This is a genomic window from Planosporangium flavigriseum (genome assembly GCF_011947225.1).
GTDB classification, from domain to species: Bacteria; Actinomycetota; Actinomycetes; order Mycobacteriales; family Micromonosporaceae; genus Planosporangium; species Planosporangium flavigriseum.
Map to the genome: position 1 here is coordinate 116,172 of NZ_JAATVW010000001.1, position 20,977 is coordinate 137,148.

Below are 20,977 nucleotides of genomic sequence, written 5' to 3' on the forward strand. Positions count from 1 at the left end.
TCCCCCACTCCGTTACGCCGACGGTGGCGGACGATGCAGCGTACTCGTGACGCTCAGTCGAGGCCGAGGCCGCGCCGTCCGGTGTCGTTGAGGTCGTCGACCTGGAAGCGGTTGGCCCACGTGCGCTCGTAGTGCTCCGCCGGGAAGTCGCCGGGACTGGAACCGGTGCGGAAGGCTTCCCGGACGTTGGCCGCGTACCGCTCGTTGCGGGGGCACCAGGGGGCGGCGGGGATGTACATGACGTTGCCCCAACCCTGCTGGTTCTTCACCGGCGCCACGCTGTGGATCATGTCGCAGTGCCACCACACCGAGTCGCCCGCCGTGACGTCCGGGATACCGGTCAGGGCCTGCATGAGCAGCGGGTGCCACTTCTCGTTGGCCGGGAAGACCTGATTGACGGTGACACCGCACATGTCGTCGTCGGGCACGTCGGCCAGCAGCGGGCGCAGCATGAGGTAGGCCATGGCGGCCGGGATCGGGACGGTGTGCAGCACGCCCTGGTCGTGGTCCATGTCGGACAGTGCGGTCCAGCCCTGGAAGGTGCGGAAGGCCGAGCACATCGTCGTACCGGGGTACTGCGGTCCGGCGGTGCGGTAGGCCGGGTCCCAGGGGTCGTACTGCTCGACGGTGCCGTCGAACAGGTGGCGGAACGCCTGCTGGTAGGCCTCGGTCATCCACAGGTCGAGGGTGCCGGGGTCGAGGTGGGTGCCGAGCCCGCCCGAGTCGGCGCCCTCCGGGCGGCGGCGGATGCGGTCCGGGTACAGCGAGTCGCGGTTGGGGTCGAACCACCGCTCCCCCTCGGACTCGTGCTGCCACTGGCTGTTGAGGAACGCCTGTACCCGCGCCATCCGGTCGCTCTGCCGCGCCTGCATCTGCGCGGGCGACCAGTAGATCGGGTAGATCTCGGGCTTGGAGCCCACGCTGCCGAAGAAGTCGTCGCCGGGGCCGCGGTAGTTCTCGAAGAACTTGTTGCCCTCGACGTAGTCGACGATGTCGCGGTCCCACGCCAGGGCCTGCTCCCGCTCGAAGTGCCCGCGCACGACGAGGCAGCCACGCCGGCGCAGCAACGCCCGCGCCTCGTCCGACACCGTGCCGGCCTCGATGTCGGCGTAGTCGATGACCGGCCAGATCGACTCACCCCGCGCCCGGGCGGCGGCGATCTCGTCGACCTCGGCCTTGATCCGCTGCTCGACGACGGCGAAGACCTCCTCGACCGACCGGCCCGAGGCGGCGACCCGGGCCCGCAGCGCCGCCTTGATCTGCCTGATCGCGGCCGGGAGGTCCGCCGGCGTCTGCTCCCAGTGCGGCAGCGGGGGAAGCGCGACCTTTTCGAGTACGGGCTGGACTGACATCGCGGCGCTCCTTCTAGTCAGCTCTCCTAACTTGAAGTCAATGTAGGGGCGTCCAACTTTCTAGGCAAGGGTCCTGCCTAGAATTGATTTCGTGGATCCGGCCAAGCCCTCGCTGGAGCTGCTGCGTTCGTTGACGGACCAGCACGTCCTGCGCGCCCTGATGCAGCACAGGCGGCTGACGCGAGCCGAACTGGCCGCCGAGACCGGCATCTCGAAGCCGACCGTGGGCGAGAGTGTGCGCCGGCTGACCGAGGCCGGCGTAGTGGTGGACACCGGGGAACGCACCCCCGGCGGCCGTGGACGTGGCCGGGTGGGCTCGTACTACGCCCTGGCTGCCGACGCCGGCACCGCCCTGGCCGTCAGCATCGCACCCGAAGGGATCGTGGCCGAATGCGTTGACGCCTACGGCGACACCGTATCGCGCGCGGAACAGAAGATCGGCAGACCGGCCCGCCCCCAGGAGGTCGCGGCCGCGTTGCGGACCGCCGTCGCGGAAGCCCGGCACAGCGCCGGACCGACCCCGCACCTGGCGGTCGTGAGCGCCGCCGACCCGGTCCATCGCACCACCGGCCGGATGGTTCAGCTACCCGACTCGCCGTTCCTGCTCGGCGAGCTCGATCCCGTCGAGATCCTGGCAGCGCACGTCGACGGCCCGGTCACCGTCGACAACGACGTGAACTGGGCAGCGCAGGCCGAACGCAACAACGCCGGCGCCACCACGTTGACCGACTTCGCGTACGTCTTCCTCGGCGAGGGCCTGGGCTGCGCGATCGTCAGTGACGGCGAGGTCAGACGCGGGCGCACCGGTCTCGCCGGCGAGCTCGCCCACCTCGTCACCGTCGGCCCGAGCGGCCAGGCGACCCGCCTCATCGAGGTGTTCGGCGAACTCGGTCTCCGGCAGTCCGACTCCACCGCGATCGACGTCGACCGCCTCCTCGCCGCCGCCACCGGCACCGACCCCCGGGCACTGGCTACCCGCCACGCGCTGGGCCAGGCCGTGAGCGGGATCCTCGCCGCCCTCGGCGCGCTCGCCGACCCGGAGGTGGTCATCGTCGGCGGCCCCTGGGGCAGCCACCCCGCCATCCTTGACACCATCGCCGCGGCCGCGACGCAGCTTCCCCGGCACGTCCCCGTCCGAGCCGCGGAGCTGATGGTCGAGCCGTCGCTGACCGGCGCGCGGAGCGACGCACTCAATCGACTACGCGCCGTCATCGTCGCGGCAGCAATCGGATATTCGCCGCCGACCCCGGCATCCTGATCCTCGCGGCCCACCCTCGACTCCGGCGCACCCGATCGCCGGAGCAGGTGCGGGGTGGCACCGCCCGGAGATGACTCTCGGGAAACAGACGTCGACGCTCACATTGCCAAGTTGTGACCTGATGGGGACCACGTGCCCCTTGTGAAGCGTCTGCGCGGTCGAATAAGTTCGGCGCCACAACAAAAACCGAGCCGCCCACGAGCGCTCCCGGAGGCAACATGACATTGATGACGTGGCGCGGAACCCAAAAATCTGGAGCCGTCCACCAGACCGCTCCCGATCAGGGAGACGGCCGATGAGTGAAGCTCCCGTACTCCTGGAGATGCGCTCCATCACGAAGGAGTTCCCCGGCGTCAAGGCACTGTCGGACGTCAACCTGGCCGTCCGCGCCGGGGAGATCCACGCGATCTGCGGGGAGAACGGCGCCGGCAAGTCCACCCTCATGAAGGTGCTCAGCGGCGTTTATCCATACGGCTCATACGCCGGGGAGATCGTCTACCAGGGGCAGGAGGTCCGGTTCTCCGACATCCGGGCCAGCGAGCGCGCCGGCATCGTGATCATCCACCAGGAACTGGCCCTGGTCCCAGGCATGTCGATCACCGAGAACATCTTCCTGGGCAACGAGCCCCGTCGACTCGGCCGGATCGACTGGAAGTCCGCCAACCGCAAGGCGGCCGAACTGATGAAGCTGGTCGGCCTCAACGAGGACCCGGACACCCTGATCAAGGACATCGGCGTCGGCAAGCAGCAACTGGTCGAGATCGCCAAGGCGTTCGCCAAGGACGTGAAGCTCCTCATCCTCGACGAGCCCACCGCGGCGCTCAACGAGAACGATTCGCAACACCTGCTCAACCTGCTCCGCGGGTTCAGGGAGCGCGGCATCACCTCGATCATGATCTCGCACAAGCTGAACGAGATCGAGCAGATCGCCGACTCCATCACCATCATCCGCGACGGCCGGACCATCGAGACCCTGGACGTCAAGGGCCAGGGGATCAACGAGGACCGGATCGTCCGCGGCATGGTCGGCCGGGAACTCAGCAGCCGGTTCCCGGACCACACCCCGAACATCGGCGAGGTCTTCTTCGAGGTCAGCGACTGGTGGGTACGCCACCCGGTCTCGGCTGAGCGGATGGTGTGCAAGGGCTCCAGCTTCAACGTGCGCCGCGGCGAGATCGTGGGCTTCGCCGGCCTGATGGGCGCCGGCCGCACCGAGTTGGCGATGAGCATCTTCGGCCGCTCCTACGGCACGTACCTCTCCGGCCGGATCGTCAAGGACGGCAAGGAGATCGAGCTGAAGAACGTGGCCGACGCGATCGCGCACGGTCTGGCGTACGTCAGCGAGGACCGCAAGGCGGTCGGCCTGAACCTGCTCGACGACATCAAGACGTCGGTGGTGGCCGCGAAGCTGTCCAAGATCTCCAAGGCCGGCGTCGTCGACAAGGCCAAGGAGTACCAGGCGGCCGAGGGGTACCGAACCAGCCTCCGGATCAAGACCCCCACCGTCGACGAGGGCGTCGTCAAGCTCTCCGGCGGCAACCAGCAGAAAGTCGTCCTGGGCAAGTGGATGTTCACCGACCCGGACCTGCTCATCCTCGATGAACCCACCCGGGGCATCGACGTGGGCGCGAAGTACGAGATCTACGGAATCATCCAGCGGCTCGCCGACCAGGGCAAAGGCGTCATCGTCATCTCCTCGGAGCTACCCGAGCTGATCGGCCTGTGCGACCGCATCTACACCGTGTTCGAAGGGACCATCACCGGCAGCATCGAGCGCCGGGACGCCGACCCGGAGACCCTCATGAAGTTGATGACCTCGACCAAGAAGATGCAGATGTCATGAGCCGATTCGCAGAACTCAGAAAGCACCTCTTCGGGGGTACCACCTCCAACGCCCGGCAGTTCGGCATGATCTTCACCCTGGTGGGGATCGTCGCGCTGTTCGAGATCCTGACCAACGGGCTGACGCTGAACTCCGGCAACCTCATCACGCTGGTGAGCCAGTACTCGTACATCCTGATCCTGGCCATCGGCATGCTCATGGTCATCGTGGCCGGCCACATCGACCTGTCGGTCGGCTCCGTCGCCGCGTTCGTCGGCATCGTCGTGGCCAAGTCCATGCACACGTACCACCTGCCGTGGCCGGCGGCGATCCTGCTCGGCCTGGTGGTCGGCGCGCTGATCGGCGCCTGGCAGGGCTTCTGGGTGGCGTACGTCGGCGTGCCGGCGTTCATCGTGACCCTCGCCGGCATGATGCTGTTCCGCGGCGGCAACCAGGCGATCGGCAACGCCGAGACGATCGCGGTGCCGCAGGGGTTCCGCAACATCGGCGCGGGTTACCTCTGGGAGGTCGGCCCGGACACCGGGTACAACAACCTGACGCTGCTGCTGGGCCTGCTCGCCTGCGCGGCGGTCGTGGTCCGCGAGTGGCGCGCCCGCAAGACGCGCCAGGATCTGGGCGCCGAGCCCGCGCCGCTGTGGGTCTCCGGCCTCCGGCTGGCGATCATCCTCGCGGTGATCGTCTTCGCCACGCTGCGCTTCGCCGGCGGCCGGGTGGGCACGAGCTTCCCGATCTCCGGCATCATCCTCGCCGTCCTGGTGCTGATCTACTCGTTCATCACCCGCAACACCGCCGGCGGCCGGCACATCTACGCGGTCGGCGGCAACTCCCGCGCTGCGGAACTGTCCGGCGTCAAGCTCCGCCGGGTCAACTTCCTGGTCATGGTCAACATGTCCGCCCTCGCGGCGCTCGCCGGCATGATCTTCATTGCCCGGGCCTCGGCCTCCGGCCCGCAGGACGGCCTCAACTGGGAACTGGACGCGATCTCCGCCGTCTTCATCGGCGGCGCGGCCGTCTCCGGCGGTCTCGGCACCATCAGCGGGTCGATCGTCGGCGGCCTGGTCATGGCCGTGCTCAACAACGGCCTGCAACTGCTCGGCGTCGGCTCGGACCAGGTGCAGATCATCAAGGGCCTGGTACTGCTGCTGGCGGTCGCGCTCGATGTGTACAACAAGCGCCAGGGCCGATTCTCCGTGATCGACTCGATCATGCGCCCGTTCCGCGGCTCCACCCCCATCCCCGTCACCCCCACCCCCACCCCCACGGGCACCGAGCCCGCCAAGACCCCGGTGGCCGGCTGACGGTCATAGCCAGCGGGGCGGAACTCATCCACCCCGGAACTTTTCGAAGAAGGGCACCTGTACATGCGTAAGTTAGTCGTCCGGGGCGTCGCGGCCGGCGCGATCGCCCTGCTGGCCCTGACGGGCTGCTCCTCGCGCAACTCCAACGACAGCGGCTCCGACAGCGGCTCCGGCAGCGGGGACGCCGCTAAGGGCGGCTTCGCGGCCGACTCGCTGATCGGCGTCTCTCTGCCCACGAAGACCTCGGAGAACTGGGTGCTCGCGGGCGACCTGTTCACCAACGGGCTCAAGGAAGCCGGCTTCAAGTCCGACGTGCAGTACGCCACCGGCGGCGTCTCCGAGCAGCAGTCGCAGATCTCCGCCATGGTCACCAAGGGCGCCAAGGTGATCGTCATTGGCGCGATCGACGCCGCCCAGCTCGCCACCCAGGTCGAGGCCGCCAAGCAGGCCGGCGCCACGGTCATCGCGTACGACCGGCTGCTCAAGAACACCAACGCGGTCGACTACTACGTGGCCTACGACAACTTCAAGGTCGGCCAGCTGCAGGGCGAGGCGCTGCTGAAGGGCATGAAGGCCAAGAAGCCGACCGGCCCGTACACCATCGAGCTGTTCGCCGGCTCGCCGGACGACAACAACTCCGGCGTGTTCTTCAACGGCGCGATGGACGTCCTCAAGCCGGAGATCGACAAGGGCAACGTGGTCGTCGGCTCCGGCCAGACCGACGTCAAGCAGGTCTCCACCCAGAGCTGGAAGGCCGAGAACGCGCAGCAGCGGATGGACTCGCTGATGACCTCGACCTACAGCTCGGGCGCCAAGACGCTGGACGGCGTGCTGTCCCCGAACGACACCCTGGCCCGCGCGATCATCACCTCGGTGAAGGGCGCTGGCAAGCCGGTGCCGGTCGTGACCGGCCAGGACTCCGAGGTGGAGTCGGTCAAGTCCATCATGGCGGGCGAGCAGTACTCGACCATCAACAAGGACACCCGCAACCTGGTCAAGCAGACCATCCAGATGGTCAAGGACCTGCAAGCCGGTAAGAAGGCCGAGGTCAACGACGAGAAGTCGTACAACAACGGCGTCAAGGTCGTCCCGTCGTACCTGCTGCCGCCGGTCATCGTGACCAAGGAGAACGCTGCGCAGTCGTACGCCAACGACCCGAAGCTGGCTCCGCTCACCAAGTAACAGGCTCCACACCAAAGCTAGGCACGCTCGTGGGTCCCCGGAGACTGTGCTCCGGGGACCCACGACCGTCATGAGCTGTCCCGCCAATCGGAAGGATCCATGGTCACTCCCCCGGACCAGAGGCAGGACAGGACGGCTCCCGCCGCCGGCGCCCGGCCCGCGACGGGGGCCGCCGCCAGCCTCGAGGCCGTACGCCGGCGCAACCTCGGCGCACTGCTGCGGTACGTGCACATCCACGGCGCCACCTCGCGCGCCGAGTTGACCGGCCGGCTCGGCCTCAACCGCAGCACGATCGGCGCCCTCACTGCCGAACTGGTCGCCGCCGGACTCGTCACCGAGGCGGTCCCCGCGCACAACCACGGCGCGGGACGACCGTCGCTGGTCGTCCGGCCGTGTTCGGAGCGGGTCTTCGCGTACGCGTACAGCGTCGAGGTGGACCACCTGCGGTCCGCCCGGGTGGGGCTGGGCGGGATCGTGCTGGATCGTCGTGACCTGCCCCGCCCACCAGGGACGCCGCTGCCTGACGCCCTGGAGCCGCTCGCCGAGCTGGCGCGCGGGCTGCGGGGCGATGCGCCGGACGACGCGCTCTGCGTCGGCACCGGCGTTGCCGTCGCCGGCGTGCTGCGACAGGCGGACGGAACACTGGCCGCGAGTCCGCGCGTCACCGGGGCCGTGCTACAGGCGCGGCTCGGCGGCGACCGCGCTCCGCTGGTGGGCGACGTGGCCGATCTGGCAGCGCTGGCGGAGTACGTCCGAGGCGCGGCGATGAACCTACGCAACGTCATCTACCTGTACGGCGACGCCAGCATCGGCGGCGGCATCATCGCCGACGGGCGACAGATCACCGGGCGCGGCTGCGAGGTCGGCCACATGGTGGTCAACCCGAACGGGCAGCCGTGCTGGTGTGGCTCGCGCGGTTGCTGGGAGACCGAGGTGGGCGAGCACGCCCTGCTCCGGCACGCCGGGCGCGACGGCGTGACCGGCCGGGACGGCATGACCGGGCGCGACGGCATGACCGGCCGGGACGCCGTGCTGGCCGTCATCGACGCCGCCGTCCGCGGGGACCCAACCGCCCGGACCGCCGTCCGGCACGTGGCCGACTGGCTCGGCTTCGGCGTGGCGAACCTCGTCAACATCGTCAACCCCGAGGCCGTCCTCTTCGGAGGCACGCTCCGCAGCCTCTACCTGGCGGATGTGGCCCAGGTGCACGGCCGCCTCGACGGTATGGTGCTGCCCGCGTGCCGGGAACGCGTCCGGCTGCGCACCCCAACCTTCGGTGACGACGCGCCGCTCATGGGAGCCGCTGAGCTGACCTTCGAACGACTGCTCCAGGATCCGCTCGAAGCCACCACGGGCGACGCTCCGGCGCGCCCGTGTTAGCTTTCGGCCTGCTAGACCTGGCAAGGGAGAGGCGGTACGGCGGTGCGGTTCGGACTTTTCGGCACGGGCCCCTGGGCCCATATGACCCACGCGCCGGCTCTCGCCGCGCATCCCGGCGTCGAGTTCGTCGGAGTCTGGGGCCGCAATCCGGACAAGGCCGAGGCGCTGGCGGGTGAGTACGGCGTGCGGGCCTACCCGACGGTCGACGGCCTGATCGCCGACGTGGATGCGATCGCCGTGGCCCTGCCGCCGGACGTGCAGGCGCCGATCGCCCTGGCGGCGGCACGCGCCCGCAAGCACCTGCTGCTCGACAAGCCGGTCGCGCTCACCGTGGCGGAGGCCGACGCGATCGCCGCGGCGGTGGCCGAGGGCCGCCTCGCGTCCGCGGTCTTCTTCACCCGGCGCTTCGTGCCGCAGCTGCAGGAGTTCCTCGAGCAGACCCGGAAGACGGGTGGCTGGGTCGAGGCCCGCGTCCACCACGTCGGTTCGATCTACGAGGAGGGCAACCCGTTCGGGGCGTCGCCGTGGCGCCGCGAGCGCGGTGGCCTGTGGGACGTCGGCCCGCACGCTCTCGCACTGGTGCTCCCGGTGCTCGGCCCGGTGACCGAGGTGACCGCGATGGTGGGCCCACGCGACATGACCCACCTGCTGCTACGGCACGCGTCGGAGGCGATCAGCACGTTGACGCTCTCGGTCGACACGCCGCCGGCCGCCGCACGGCAGGAGGCCGTCTTCGCGGGCAAGGCGGGCGTCGTCGCGGTGCCGGCCATGCGGTGGGAACCGGTCCAGGCGTTCACGCGCATGCTCGACGAGCTGCTCGCCGCCGCGGACGGCGGGCCGCAACCGCAGCTCGACGTGCGGTTCGGGGCAGCGGTCACCGCGGTCCTGGCCGCCGCCGAGGAGGCAGCAAGGACCGGCCGGACGGTCCGGCTCACCGCCTAGCCGTCGTCTCGCCAATCAACTTGGACAGTTCATACGCTGATGTGGGCACCGGGTAAGGAAACACTGTGATCGACCTGGATGGACTCGCAAGGTACGAGGGGCGTCCGCTGTATCTGTTCGTCGGCATCGACACAGCTGGCTCGCGGGTCCACCAGGCGTTCCCGCATTGGGCGAAGCGGATCGGGCTGGACGCTGATCTGCAGGGCCTCGATCTTCCGGAGGCTGCGGGGCCGGCCACGTGGGAGCGGCTGGTCACCACGATGCGGGACAATCCGTCGGTACACGGCGCCGTGATAACCAGCCACAAGCTCCGGATCTACCGCCACGCCAGCCATCTGATGGATGTGACCGAGCCCCTCGTCGCGCTCACCCACGAAGTCAACTCGCTGGACACCCGCGGCCCGGTACGCGCGTTCGCTCGCGACGCCCAGTCCCTCGACGTCCTCCTCAACGGCCCGGTCGAGCACGTCGCAGACGGCCGCCCGATCGTCTGCCTCGGATCCGGAGGCGCGGCGATCGCCCTGCTGCTGGCGACCCAGACCGACCTGTTGTCCCCGCGCGACCACCGGCCGGAGTTGACCATCGTCGGGCTGCAGGAGGATTCCCTGGCCGACGTCCGCGCGGTGCTGGATCGCGCCAAGCTCGGCGACGCGCCGGTACGGCTGCGCGTGGCCGCCGATCCGGCCGAGTGCGCTGCGCTGATCGCCGGCCTGGACCCGACGAGTCTGATCGTCAACGCGACGGGCCTCGGCAAGTCCGGACCCGGCTCACCGCTACCGGACGCGGGCGCCTTCCCGCCGGCCTCGGCCGCGTGGGACTTCAACTACCGCGGGCCGCTGACGTTCCTCGAGCAGGCCCGGACTGCTGGCGTCCCGTACGACGACGGCTGGGACTACTTCCTGGCCGGCTGGGCCTGCGCCCTGGCGGCCATGACCGATCGGAATGCGGCCCAGGTGCTTGCCGCCTTCCGGGAGCTCACGCCGCGCCGGTGACGCGGTGCCGGTGACCGGCAGCGCCCCTTCACCCCGGCGGCTTGGGCATCTCCCGTCCGCTTGCCAATCAGTCGTCCTCATCCAGGTGGCTCCCACGAAATCAGGTGTAGAGAACCATGAGTGGGGGCATCGAAAGGCCATGGGATCCGTACGCCTGCTGACCGACCGGTACCGTCTGATCGACCGCTTGGGCGCGGGCGGTATGTCGGTGGTCTGGCGAGCCCACGACGAGGTGCTCGGACGCCACGTCGCGGTGAAGATGCTCAGCGGCCAGTATGTCGGTGACGCGACCTCGCGGGATCTCATCCGCGCTGAGGCGCAGGCGGCAGGTAGGCTGTCCCACCCCAACGTGACGAGCGTGTACGACTACGGCGAAGCGGTCGAACCCGACGGTACCCGAGTGCCGTTCGTCGTGATGGAACTCGTCAACGGCGTCACGCTCGACGCCCGGCTCGCGCAGGGCCCCCTGCCGTGGCCGGTCGCGGTACGCATCGCCGCCGAGGTCGCCGCGGCCCTCGCGGCAGCGCACGCGCAGGGCCTGGTGCACCGCGACATCAAACCGGCGAACGTGATGCTCACCCCCGGCGGGGTGAAGGTGGTCGACTTCGGGATCGCCGCTCTGGTCGGCGCGAACGCCGACAGCGCGTCGGTCGTGCTCGGCACCCCGGCCTACCTGGCGCCGGAGCGGCTGAGCGGCAAGGCGGTCACTCCGGCCAGCGACGTGTACGCCCTCGGCCTGTTGCTGTTCCGCATGCTCACCGGCGGGTTGCCGTGGCAGGCCGAGACGGTCACCCAGATGCTCGAAGCCCACCAGTACACCGAACCGCGGCCGCTACCGCCGGCCGCCTGGCTACCCGCCGCCGCAGCCGACGTGGCTGCGCGCACCCTTGCCAAGGCGCCGGACAAACGCCCGAGCGCGCAAGAGGTCGCCCGCACCCTGTCGGCCGCGGTCGGGATCCGGGTCGCCCTTCCGCTCGACGATGCACTGACCTGGGATACGGCGCCGTCATCGGACACGACTACGGCGTCCGTCGGCCAGGTTGGTGCCACCACGGCCAGGCGCTGGTGGGATCATCGTCCCCGACTGGTCGCGGCGGGCGCGGCGGCCGTTGTGACCATCACCGGGTTGACCGCCTGGGCTGATGCCGGGGCGCAGCCGCAGTCGTCGGCGCAGGCTCTGCCGCTTCGGCAGCATGTGGCGACACCACCGCCGATCGGCTGCGAAGTGCGCTACCAGACCATGAGGGACCAGGGTGGGACGTTCGACGTCGACATCGCCATCGTCAACCGCGCCACCCAGCCGGTGGGCGCTTGGACCCTGCGCTTCGACTTTCCCGCAGACCAGCGGCTGACCGGCGGCGCCGGTGCAGAATGGGCGCAGTCCGGCCAGACGGTGACCGCCGGTGGTGCGGGAACCCTCGCTGCCGGCGCGACGGCGACGGCACGCATGACCGGCGGGTACCAGGCGTCCAACCCGATTCCGACGGTGTTCACGCTCAACGGTGCGCCCTGTCGGGCGACGGTCACCGGCGCCACGGCCGTCCCGGTAACCGTGCCGGCCGCACCCCAGGGCACCGTCTATCCGGTCGGCGTCTCGGTGGGCACCGGCGGGGGATCCGGTAATACGCCCCCGGGCAACGGCAGCAACCAGAATCAGAAGTCCACTCGCGGCAACGACAACGACAATCAGCGCAGTCAGAGTAGCGCCGGCGACAGCAATCAGCGGCAGAAGCCCAGTCACGGCAAGGACAACAGCAACGGCAACGGCAACGGCAAGGGTCGAGTCGGGGGCAACGGCGACAGCAAGAGTGGCTGAGCAGCGCAAAGCGGCCGTGGGTTCGCTCAGCCGAGCGCGAATACCACATCCGCGCCGACGTTCCGGCGGGTAACGCCGGTGCCGGCCGTGGGGGCGTCCAGGAGCCGCTCGTACGGCGTGCCCGCAACCCGCTTCCGGTCGACGACGACGCCGCGGATGCCGAGCAAGCGCAACCGATTCACGCTGTCCGGGCTCGGGAAGCGCTTCACGAGGTCGCGGATGACCTGGTGGCCGGACGGGGTGATGCTGCTGCCGCCGTTCACCATCGCCGGGAAGCCGTCGGTGGACCAGAGCATGACGTTGAGATCGATCCCCTCGTCCGACGGGAGGACGATCATCGGCGTGGGTGTCGCGGCCATCGCCGCCCACGGGCCATCTGGCACCTCCGGGTGGTCCATCTTCGGCAGGCCCTCGGCGAGGACGAGCGCAAGCAGGGGCACGGTGACGGCGAGGACGAGCGTACGGGCGTACGCGGCCAGCGCCGCGCGGCGGACACGGCGGGCCAGCTCGGTGACCGCACCGGCGGCGAGCAGGCCGAGCAGCAGGGTCGGCCAGACGATCAGGCGGCCGGGGGTGCGGCTGCCGTCGAAGCCGGGCAGATAGTGGTAGAGCAGTTGGTAGAGCGGGCCGTTGGCGCCGAGGGCGAGCAGGACGCCGACGACGAGGCCGGCGGTGAGGAACACCCGCTGCCGGATCGTCCAGGCCGACACGACCAGGCCGAGCGCCGCGAGCCCGTACAGGACGTATCCGCAGAGCAACACCTTCTCGTTCGACGCGACCTGGAACGCGTTCCGGGCACTCTCGTGCCAGGCGCCCCACGACAGCGAGCTGCGCGGAGCGGTGAACAGGCCCCGCAGCGTCGGCGAGAACCAGGCCACGTAGTCCCACGGACGCTCCGTCTCCGGGTAGAGCGCCCGCACGCGCAGGTAGTGGTACGCGAAATAGCCGCAGGCGCCGGTGAAGGCGAGGCCCCCGCCGAGGTCGGCGAGGACGACGCGCCGCGGCAGCGGCGGGCGGCCGCTGACCAGCCAGCCAACCGCGCCGGCCAGGCAGGTGAGCATCACGATGTACACGAACGGCAGGCCGATGCCGAAGCCGAGCGAGACCTGCCAGGCGGCGACCGCCCAGCCGGCGATCGCCCAACCGGGGCGGACCTTCTCCGGGCGGTAGCCGCGGGTCAGCGACCAGCCGTGGCCGCGGGCGAGCATCGCCAGGGCCAGGGCGATGCCGCCGGTGGAGAGGATGTTGAGGTGCCCGTCGTGGCCGTAGCGCCAGGGGGCGTAGGCGAACGCGGCGCCCGCGATGGCGGCGCCGACACGGTTCGCGCCGAGTTGGCGGGCGAGGGCGTACCCGCCGACGGACGCGAGCGCGAACGTCAGCACGAGCATGACGTTGTACCGCAGGACGGCGTCGGCCATACCGGAGCCGATCATGCCGGCGGGCGCGTACCCGAGTAGGGAGTCACTGAACGCGAGCGGGTACTTCTCCGGGTAGAAGGCGTTGGTGCGCCAGAGGTGGCCGATGTCGTGCAGGACGGCGTGGCCGTTCCAGGCGAGGATCCATGCCTGGGCGGTAGGGTCGCTGATGTCACCGGTGATGGTGTGCACCGGGTCCGGGATGGCCGGCCGGGTCTCGCCGGCGGACATGATCCAGATCGCGAACGGCGGGACCAGCCAGATCATCGCGACCGCGAGCAGCAGCCCGGCGGCAGACGCCAGCGTCGCCTCGTGGCGCAGCGCCCGGCCGGGCGACCGGCGAACGCGGCCGGCGGTCTCCCCGCTCGCCACCTTCTCGGCAGTGACCTCCGCCGGCACCCCGAGCACGGCGCCGGCGGACCGGGACGGTCCGCTCCGGTCCGCCGCCTGCGTCACCGCGTCCGACATGTCCGGGTCCCTCGCTTCGTGAGTCAGCCGGTTTGGGCCGTACACCGGCAGGGGCGGCTCCCCTATGCCCGAAGGGCGAGGTCGCTAACGTAGATCGCAATCACATCGCCATTCTTCATTCAATTGGAGGCTTACGCGCTCGTTGGAGAACACTCCGACCGGGCAACGGCACTATCGGACGGTGAGCCGGCGGGAGCAGCCTCATGCGAGTCGTTCATCTGTTGACCGGGCCGCTGGCGCTCGGGACCGCGCTGGCCACTGCCACCACGGCAGGCATGGCAATGGTGGCCGATCCCGCCGCGGCGAGCGCGGGCACCGGCCCCGTCCGGAATCTGGTCATCCGCCCGCACCACCCGGACGTATCAGTACCGGTCACCGTGCGCCGGTCCGGCGAGGCCATCGTCGACCTGCGGGTGGCGGCGCCGGGTACGGACTGGGCCCTGCCGGGCGCGGAGTCCGCCGTCGTGTCAGTCTCGGTCGACGGGCGGTACGTCACAGACCTCGTCGTCGCGGGCGCGACCCCGCTCGACCGGCAGTTCGCGCTGGGAGGTCTCCGGGCCGGGGTGCACCTGCTCAGTCTCGGCTTCGCCCACGAGCGGTCCCCGGCGACAAACGTATCCGTAGTCGTCGACAGGATGTCGGTATCGACGTACTCACCGGACGACCCCGAGTACCGGGTGCTACGGCACGCGCCGGTGGTGTACGGGCGCACCATCGCCGCACTGGGCGGCCCGTACCAGAACGCCACGACCGATACGCCGCTGCTCGCCTGGCACGAGACCGTACCGACCCCGACCACCGGCCACGTGATCGTCACCTACTCGGTGGTGTGGAGCAACGAGGACGGCGGTACGAACACGCCGGCGCTGATGGCCCGATGGGGCCGCACCACAGACATCGAGTGGGTCTACTCGGTCGAACTGGACGAGCGCGGCGACCGGGTCGCCGGCAGCGACATCTTCCAGGCTCCGAACCACCAGGTTCTGCACTTCGCCGGCCGCTACGAGGACGACCACCCGCTGCTGCAGACGTGCACCGCCAACAACAACATGTGCGACGCGGTGGACGGCCCGATGCGGTTCTTCCTGTCGGCGCTGCCGACCCGGCCGGCCGACCAGGCGCGCGAGCACCTGATGGACAGCAACCCGTGGACGTACCAGATCATGGCCAAGGAAATGCTTCGCGAGCGCAAGATAGAGGTCCCCTCACCGACGACGGCGTTCACGCCCGCAGTGAGCGACCAGCGCAACTACCTGTACGCGGTGGTCAAGAAGACCACCCTGGGCGCCAACTCGGGGTCCGCATGGGTCGGTGTCTCGCTCGGCGTGCGCCTCGTGGGCAGCGAGACCGTCTACCTGTCCAACCACACCGAGCCGACCTGGTCGCTGCAGCGTGACGACCCGGCGGCCACGACCGTCGAGTTGCCGGCCGGCACGACGGTCGCGGACATCGCCGAGGTGAGCGTCCACCGCGTCGTAGTGAACACGGACAGCGGAGCGCCGATCCACGTCACGGCGATCAGGCGCGGCTTCTTTCTCGGCGAGGACTACCGCCCCCAGCCGTCCTTCCTCACCTGGAGCGGCGAGGTCGTCCTGGACGCCGGCACACCGTCGGCCGTGCTCTGGCGTCGCTGACGGTAGCAGTGCCGGGCCCCCTCATCACGGCACGGGCCTCGAAGGAGAAGCTGTCCACAGACCCTCAACGTTCATAGCCCCGTCACGCCATCGCCACACCCCGCCACCGTCGAGGCCCTCACGGACACGGGCATCGACGGCATCATCACCAACTACCCGAACCGCGTACGGCAGATCATGGCCGACCGCGGCATGCGACTGCCCAAAGCCTACGAGCCACGCTGACGCGTCCTGCGGTTGTCACCGGCACCGGTCCGGTGCCGGCGACGGGCATCACGAGCGAGTTCAGCCGCAGGTTTCCCCTGCGTTTCCCGGCACCACCCCCGCCCGGTGAAACGAAGCGGCTCCCCCCGTTCCGGGCGGGAGCCGCTTCGGCCGTTAGAACGTGAACGGGACCTTGGTCCAGCTCAGTACCTGGGAGCCGCGACCGTTGACCGTCACCCGCAGGTAATCCTTGGCGTTGCCGGAGCCGTCCACGGTGATGCGCGTCAGGTTCGACACCGGCTTGCTGATGCCGTAGAAGTCCAACCACTTCGATCCTGCGCCGAGGGGGTTGTCCGTGTTGTAGACGTGGCTGTCGCCGTTGAACAGGTAGACCTGCCCCCGGTACGCCGCCGATTCCCGGGCGATGGCCGCCACGATCGGCTGGAAGCCGTAGACGTCAGCGAACGTCGCGTTGTACGTCGGGTCGAACATGTCGGCCTGCAGCATCAGCACCACGGCCCGCTGGTGCTGGCGGCGCGCGTCGGCGAACGTGTCGTGGATCTCCTGGATGGTCGCCGACGTACGGTTGAGCACCTCAGCCGTCTGCTCCGGGGTCGGCGCGGTCTTTCCGGTCCACGGCCCGAGGCTGTTGTCGCTGCCGACGACGTGAGCGGCGGCGAAGCCCACACCGGCCCGCTGCCAGCGGACGTTCTCCGGAATGCCGAGCTCGGCCTGCGACTGCACGGGCACGCTGTGCTGACCCAGGGTGCGGCCGGGCTGCGGGAAGAACACCTGCCGGACCTTGGCCAACCGCTCCAGTGGGTTGTACGGCCCATTGTTGGGACGGTGGCAGTCGGTCCACTCGTTGTCACCCACCGTGTACACCAGCGGGTCCTGGAACTGATCGAAGTTGCTCTTGACCTGCTGGAAGTAGGTGTCACTGCAGACGCTCGACCCGTCCTTGATGTCGCCGAGGTGGGTGACCATCTCTACGGACGGGTCGGCATTGATCTGCGCGACGGCCTTCGGGAAGTTGGCGATCGAGGCCGAGCCGTAGGGAATGTCGCCGATGACCGCGAAGGTGTAGCTGTGGTCATCCGACGCCGATGCCGGAACGGTGAGGGCGGAAACGGACAGAGCCGCGGCCACAGCTGTCGAGGCCAGCGCAGCGAGATGTCGCCGCTTCATGCGATCTCCTAGTTACGAGGTGTCGGTGGGCTGCCAGGCGCAGCGAAGTTGATCTCGCAGCAATCCAAGTCCGCGTTCCTGTCGGCTCTGATCCCTGCACGTTGCCGGTGACCGACATGCAGGTAAACACTGACCGCCCTCAACCGGCCACTTCGACATCGGTGCCCGCCTACCCCTGCCGGGGGTGGGCGGCGAAGAACTGCCAGATCGTCGCCGTGGCGTTCAGTGCGGTGGACGGCTGGTCCAGCCCGAGTAGGCGCTGGGCCACCGGTTTCGGGCCGGGCGCACCAGGCCACTGGTGCCCGGCGCCGGCGATGGCGACGAGTTCGACGGCCCGGCCGTCGGGGCAGGCGGCCAGCGACGTGGTGACCGGATCCTTGACGGTGACCGTCGGCGGCGCGCAGTCGTCAGTCCGGCGCCAGCGAGCAAGCAGTTCCGACACCGGCGGTCCATCGATCTTCGCTGGCACTGGGCCAGTTCCGTCGTTGTCCCGTTTGCCAGGGCCACCGTCGTACGGAATTGTCTTGTCAACCGTACCGTGGATGTGGATCACGGAAGTCGGTCTGGGATTCGGGCAGTCACCCACGAGCGTCGCGGAGACCACGCCGATTGCGGCAAAGGTCGACGCGTCGCAGGCCAACCGGTAGGCGAGCATCCCGCCGTTGGAGATGCCAGCGGCGTACACCCGCGACCGGTCGACCGGCGTCGCTTTGGCGATGGCGGACACCAGCTGTTCAATGAACTTGACGTCGTCGATCCCGTCCCGAGCCGGCGCGCCGCAGCAGTCGCGGCTGACCGCCCAGGCCCGGCCGATCCCGTCCGGATAGGCCACCAGGAAACCCCCGCGGTCGGCCTGGCCGTCCCACCCGTAGGACGACTCGGCCTGTTCGCCGGTACCGACCGCGCCGTGCAACATCACCACCAGCGGCGCCGGTCGCGACGGCAGCCCGGCCGGGCGACGCAACAGGTAGCTACGTTCCTTCCCGTCGACCATGAGGGTGTGCTTCGACGTGCCCGTGGGTCTGGCCGTGGCCGTCGGCGTCTTTTCCGGTCCGTAGTCCTCGCGCCGGTCTTCGCACCCGGCCAGTGCGGTGGCGATCATCAGCGTCGATAACAGCGACGCCGCCCCGCGCGCCGCAGTTCGATGTCCAAGACTCATATCCCCACCATTCGCGTCGGTGTTCGAACGAGGTAAGAGTCGTATCCGGATTGAGGGGAGCCGGTGGCACGTCGGGCAGCCCGGCATACCACCGGCTCATCACCATCACTCAACCGGTCGCCAAGGAGCCGAGCCCTAGCGTCGCGGGCTCACGGAGATGAGCTCCCACCCGCCCTCGGGGACGCCGTCGTTCGGGTCGGTCCGCAGATTCATCGGATTCGCCATGCCGACGAAGAGATCGTTGCCGTCGGTCACGATGTTGCGAACACCGTAGTTGAGATAGTTGCCGAGACCGCTGGTGCTCACCGGCTTGGCGGGATGGTTGGCGCCCTCGAACACCCAGAGGTCCCCGCCGAAGCCCGAGCGATCGACCGCTGAGATGTTCGCCGGGTTGTACATCTCGCGGGTCACAGTGGCGTTGGATCCTTGCCCACCAATGCCGGCCATGCTCGTGAGCAGATAGCTCCAGTCCATCGTGCCGACGTAGAGCTTCCCGCCGGCCACCGCCATGGCCCAGGTGTAGGTGTTGAACGGGTTGTCGAAGCCGGACCTGCCGTACAGCGGCTTGTAGCCGGTCGATTTGAGACTCCAGGCGCCGGCCCCCGCGCTGGCCGTCGGGTCGAACGCCGGCAGGTCAGGAAGGCCGTAGAGTAGGTCGACCTTCTGACGTGAGTCGCCGAAGTCCCTGCCACGGAAGACAGCGCTCGCCCGCTGGGTGTTCCGCACCGCCGCCTTGGTGGCCGCCTCGTCCCCCGGGGGATACACCTCGGTATGGACGCTGGTCGCCTTCGTCGGCACGTGCAGTGTGCCCCAGTACAGGTAGCCGCCGTAGGAAGCGAGGCCGCCCATCGCATAGGTCGCCGCGACCACCCGATCAGGTTCGTACATGGTGGCGTTCCAGACCTGAGTCCACCGGGTTGCGTCCTCGCTGTTCAACCCGGGCGCCCCGTCGGACAGCTTGGGGCTCATCCAGATGCCCGCCATCGTCGCGGTCGTGGTCGCGGACCCGGCCGGCCACGTGCTGATGAAGATCCGCCCGTCGTGCTCAGTCAGGTCGGCTGCCTGCGCCGGCAGTTGTGCCACCGGGACGAAGCTGAACGGGTTTTCGACGGTGCCGGTCCAGCGCAGGACCGCGCCGCCGGCGCTGCCGTTGCGGCCGATCCCGACCCCGAGGTAGAGCGCGTTGTCCGCCACCACCATGTGCCGGATGTTGCCGTACTCCGAAAGGGTGGTCGAACCGAGGTAACGCTTGGTCTTGCTGTCGAACGCGAACAGGTTCACCGTCTGGTTGAGGGCCGGGCCGCCGAACAGGACGATGCCGTTGTGCGAACCGCCGGCCCGCAGACCCAGCGTGGTCCGGAGGCGTTTGGCGTCGTCGGCGGACCGGTCGCGGATTTCCGCGGTCTTCTCGGTCAGCTGCCCGTTTCCCGAGTCGTAGAGCCACACCTGCGGCGGCCGGTAGTCACCGACCGACGGCGGCAGGCCAGGGTTCTGCTTGACGACTTGGCTCTGGCCGTACTCGCAGACGAAGTCGCCGTTGACATACGGCTCGATCCGACTCAGGTTGGTGCCGCTGGTCAGGCAGTTAATGTTCGTCCCGGTACCGAACCACACCTGCCTGCCCACCCGGGCAAGACCCCATACGTACGCCTGGTTGACCTTTGCTTGGCCAGTAGCGCACGGCGGCCCGGGCGGGTACGACACCCCGATCCCGGCGAAGCACTCGTCCGGTTTGGCCTTCGCTAACAGCCGTACCCGGTAGGGCGAACCATCATTCCCGTAGTCGCCAGCCAGGGCACCGGTTGAAAGACCGAGCACCGAGCCGAACATGACAGCAACCAGGCCGAATGAGGTAAACCGGCGGAACGGTAACTGTCTCATGCCGCCACCGCCGAGGCCTCGCCAGCCGGCCGCACGACCCGTCCGGCACCCTTGAGCGCCCAGCCGTCCGGATCGGCGAACTGCAGGAAGCGGCCCAGCCGGCTCAGCTCCCCCACCGGATCGGGCACCAGATCCTCGTACCGCATGGTCAGCAGGTGCTGCGGCGGCGAATCGGCCAACGCCTGTTCGGCCTGGCTACTCATGAACGCGCACATCCCGAGGTAACGGCGGGGATCGGCGCCCCGTTCGCGCAGCAGGTCGACGGTGAGGTGCTGCGGCAGGAACTGCTCCATCTCCGCGGGCACCTTCTGGTCGGCCTCGATCTCGAACGGGTCGAGGCCGAACCGGCTGAGCGCCTCGATCCGCAGCTCGGTGAGCTGGTACGACGGGTGCCGGCTCATCGAGACGGCGGTCTCCTGCCAGTTTCGGGTCAGGTGCACCACCCGTGCGGTCGGCACGGCTCTCAACAGGTATTGCGCGAAGTGGCTGGATCCGCCGGAGCGCTCCACCCAGCGCCGCCGACCGGTCAATTCGGTCAGCACGTCCAGGAACATCTGGTGATGCTCGGCGAGCGTCTGCTCCTCGAAGCCGTTGACCCGTGCGCCGAGCGCGTCGAAGAGTGAATCCGGGTCGTCGGTCAGTTTGGAGAGGGTGATCGCGAGAATGCGGGGAAGGTGTTCGAGCCGGTCGGCCCAGCGGCCGGAGGCCGGATAGCGCAGCTCCTTCGGCGGCAGGCCGAGGCGGCACAGGGTCGCAATCTCTGGCCTGGGGCTGCTCAGGATCGCCCAGTACGCCCGGCCGTCCATCCGCTCCGTGGCCGGGGTCCACGGAACCGCGGTGAAGAACTCCTGTACGGATAATGTGTCCGGCTCCTCGGCGATGAGGTCGGAGAGCAGTGTGGAGCCGCAGCGCCCGTTACTGATGATTATCGATCTTTGTGTTGTCGGTACGTCCACGACGCTACC

General features: G+C 69.2%; 15 protein-coding genes. 9 read left to right on the plus strand and 6 right to left on the minus strand.

Going from position 1 to position 20,977, the window contains the following annotated elements; genetic code table 11:
- Positions 1–53: 53 nt before the first annotated feature.
- Positions 54–1,352, minus strand: coding sequence for a DUF1479 domain-containing protein (locus HC028_RS00505; protein ID WP_168071719.1), 1,299 nt, complete (start codon positions 1,350–1,352; stop codon positions 54–56).
- A 91-nt stretch (positions 1,353–1,443) separates the two neighbouring features.
- Here HC028_RS00505 and HC028_RS00510 point away from each other — a divergent pair, with 91 nt between their 5' ends.
- The 8 genes from HC028_RS00510 (at position 1,444) to HC028_RS00545 (ending at position 12,063) form a co-directional block, all read left to right on the plus strand.
- Complete coding sequence (locus HC028_RS00510) at positions 1,444–2,610, plus strand: ROK family transcriptional regulator (protein WP_168071720.1); 1,167 nt, start codon at positions 1,444–1,446, stop codon at positions 2,608–2,610.
- A 295-nt stretch (positions 2,611–2,905) separates the two neighbouring features.
- Positions 2,906–4,453, plus strand: a complete 1,548-nt coding sequence (gene mmsA, locus HC028_RS00515) for a multiple monosaccharide ABC transporter ATP-binding protein (protein ID WP_168071721.1) — start codon at positions 2,906–2,908, stop codon at positions 4,451–4,453.
- Positions 4,450–5,751, plus strand: coding sequence for a multiple monosaccharide ABC transporter permease (mmsB, locus tag HC028_RS00520; RefSeq protein ID WP_168071722.1), 1,302 nt, complete (start codon positions 4,450–4,452; stop codon positions 5,749–5,751). The genes mmsA and mmsB overlap by 4 nt, the downstream gene beginning before the upstream one ends.
- 63 nt (positions 5,752–5,814) lie before the next feature.
- On the plus strand, positions 5,815–6,933 hold the full coding sequence (locus HC028_RS00525; RefSeq protein ID WP_168071723.1) for a substrate-binding domain-containing protein: 1,119 nt from the start codon (positions 5,815–5,817) through the stop codon (positions 6,931–6,933).
- A gap of 99 nt (positions 6,934–7,032) precedes the next feature.
- On the plus strand, positions 7,033–8,313 hold the full coding sequence (locus HC028_RS00530; protein WP_168071724.1) for an ROK family protein: 1,281 nt from the start codon (positions 7,033–7,035) through the stop codon (positions 8,311–8,313).
- A gap of 42 nt (positions 8,314–8,355) precedes the next feature.
- Positions 8,356–9,255 carry a Gfo/Idh/MocA family protein gene (locus tag HC028_RS00535; RefSeq protein ID WP_168071725.1) on the plus strand — a complete coding sequence of 300 codons (900 nt, stop codon included), beginning with the start codon at positions 8,356–8,358 and terminating at the stop codon, positions 9,253–9,255.
- 65 nt (positions 9,256–9,320) lie between these two features.
- Complete coding sequence (locus HC028_RS00540) at positions 9,321–10,247, plus strand: hypothetical protein (protein WP_168071726.1); 927 nt, start codon at positions 9,321–9,323, stop codon at positions 10,245–10,247.
- A 139-nt stretch (positions 10,248–10,386) separates the two neighbouring features.
- Positions 10,387–12,063 carry a serine/threonine-protein kinase gene (locus tag HC028_RS00545; protein ID WP_168071727.1) on the plus strand — a complete coding sequence of 559 codons (1,677 nt, stop codon included), beginning with the start codon at positions 10,387–10,389 and terminating at the stop codon, positions 12,061–12,063.
- Between the two features lie 26 nt (positions 12,064–12,089).
- Here the strand turns inward: HC028_RS00545 and HC028_RS00550 are convergent, their stop codons facing one another.
- On the minus strand, positions 12,090–13,946 hold the full coding sequence (locus tag HC028_RS00550) for a hypothetical protein (protein WP_239075382.1): 1,857 nt from the start codon (positions 13,944–13,946) through the stop codon (positions 12,090–12,092).
- Positions 13,947–14,149: 203 nt separating this feature from the next.
- Here HC028_RS00550 and HC028_RS00555 point away from each other — a divergent pair, with 203 nt between their 5' ends.
- Positions 14,150–15,580, plus strand: coding sequence for a hypothetical protein (locus HC028_RS00555; RefSeq protein WP_168071728.1), 1,431 nt, complete (start codon positions 14,150–14,152; stop codon positions 15,578–15,580).
- A gap of 378 nt (positions 15,581–15,958) precedes the next feature.
- Here the strand turns inward: HC028_RS00555 and HC028_RS00565 are convergent, their stop codons facing one another.
- The 4 genes from HC028_RS00565 to HC028_RS00580 all read right to left on the minus strand — a co-directional run bounded on the left by HC028_RS00565 (position 15,959) and on the right by HC028_RS00580 (position 20,968).
- The gene (locus HC028_RS00565; RefSeq protein WP_168071729.1) at positions 15,959–16,972 is read right to left on the minus strand and encodes a metallophosphoesterase; all 1,014 of its coding nucleotides are present in this window, start codon (positions 16,970–16,972) and stop codon (positions 15,959–15,961) included.
- Positions 16,973–17,141: 169 nt separating this feature from the next.
- Complete coding sequence (locus HC028_RS00570; protein WP_168071730.1) at positions 17,142–18,131, minus strand: CE1 family esterase; 990 nt, start codon at positions 18,129–18,131, stop codon at positions 17,142–17,144.
- Between the two features lie 135 nt (positions 18,132–18,266).
- The gene (locus HC028_RS00575; protein ID WP_203981229.1) at positions 18,267–20,012 is read right to left on the minus strand and encodes a hypothetical protein; all 1,746 of its coding nucleotides are present in this window, start codon (positions 20,010–20,012) and stop codon (positions 18,267–18,269) included.
- On the minus strand, positions 20,009–20,968 hold the full coding sequence (locus HC028_RS00580) for a sulfotransferase (protein ID WP_168071731.1): 960 nt from the start codon (positions 20,966–20,968) through the stop codon (positions 20,009–20,011). Before HC028_RS00580 ends, HC028_RS00575 begins: the two co-directional genes overlap by 4 nt.
- Positions 20,969–20,977 lie beyond the last annotated feature (9 nt).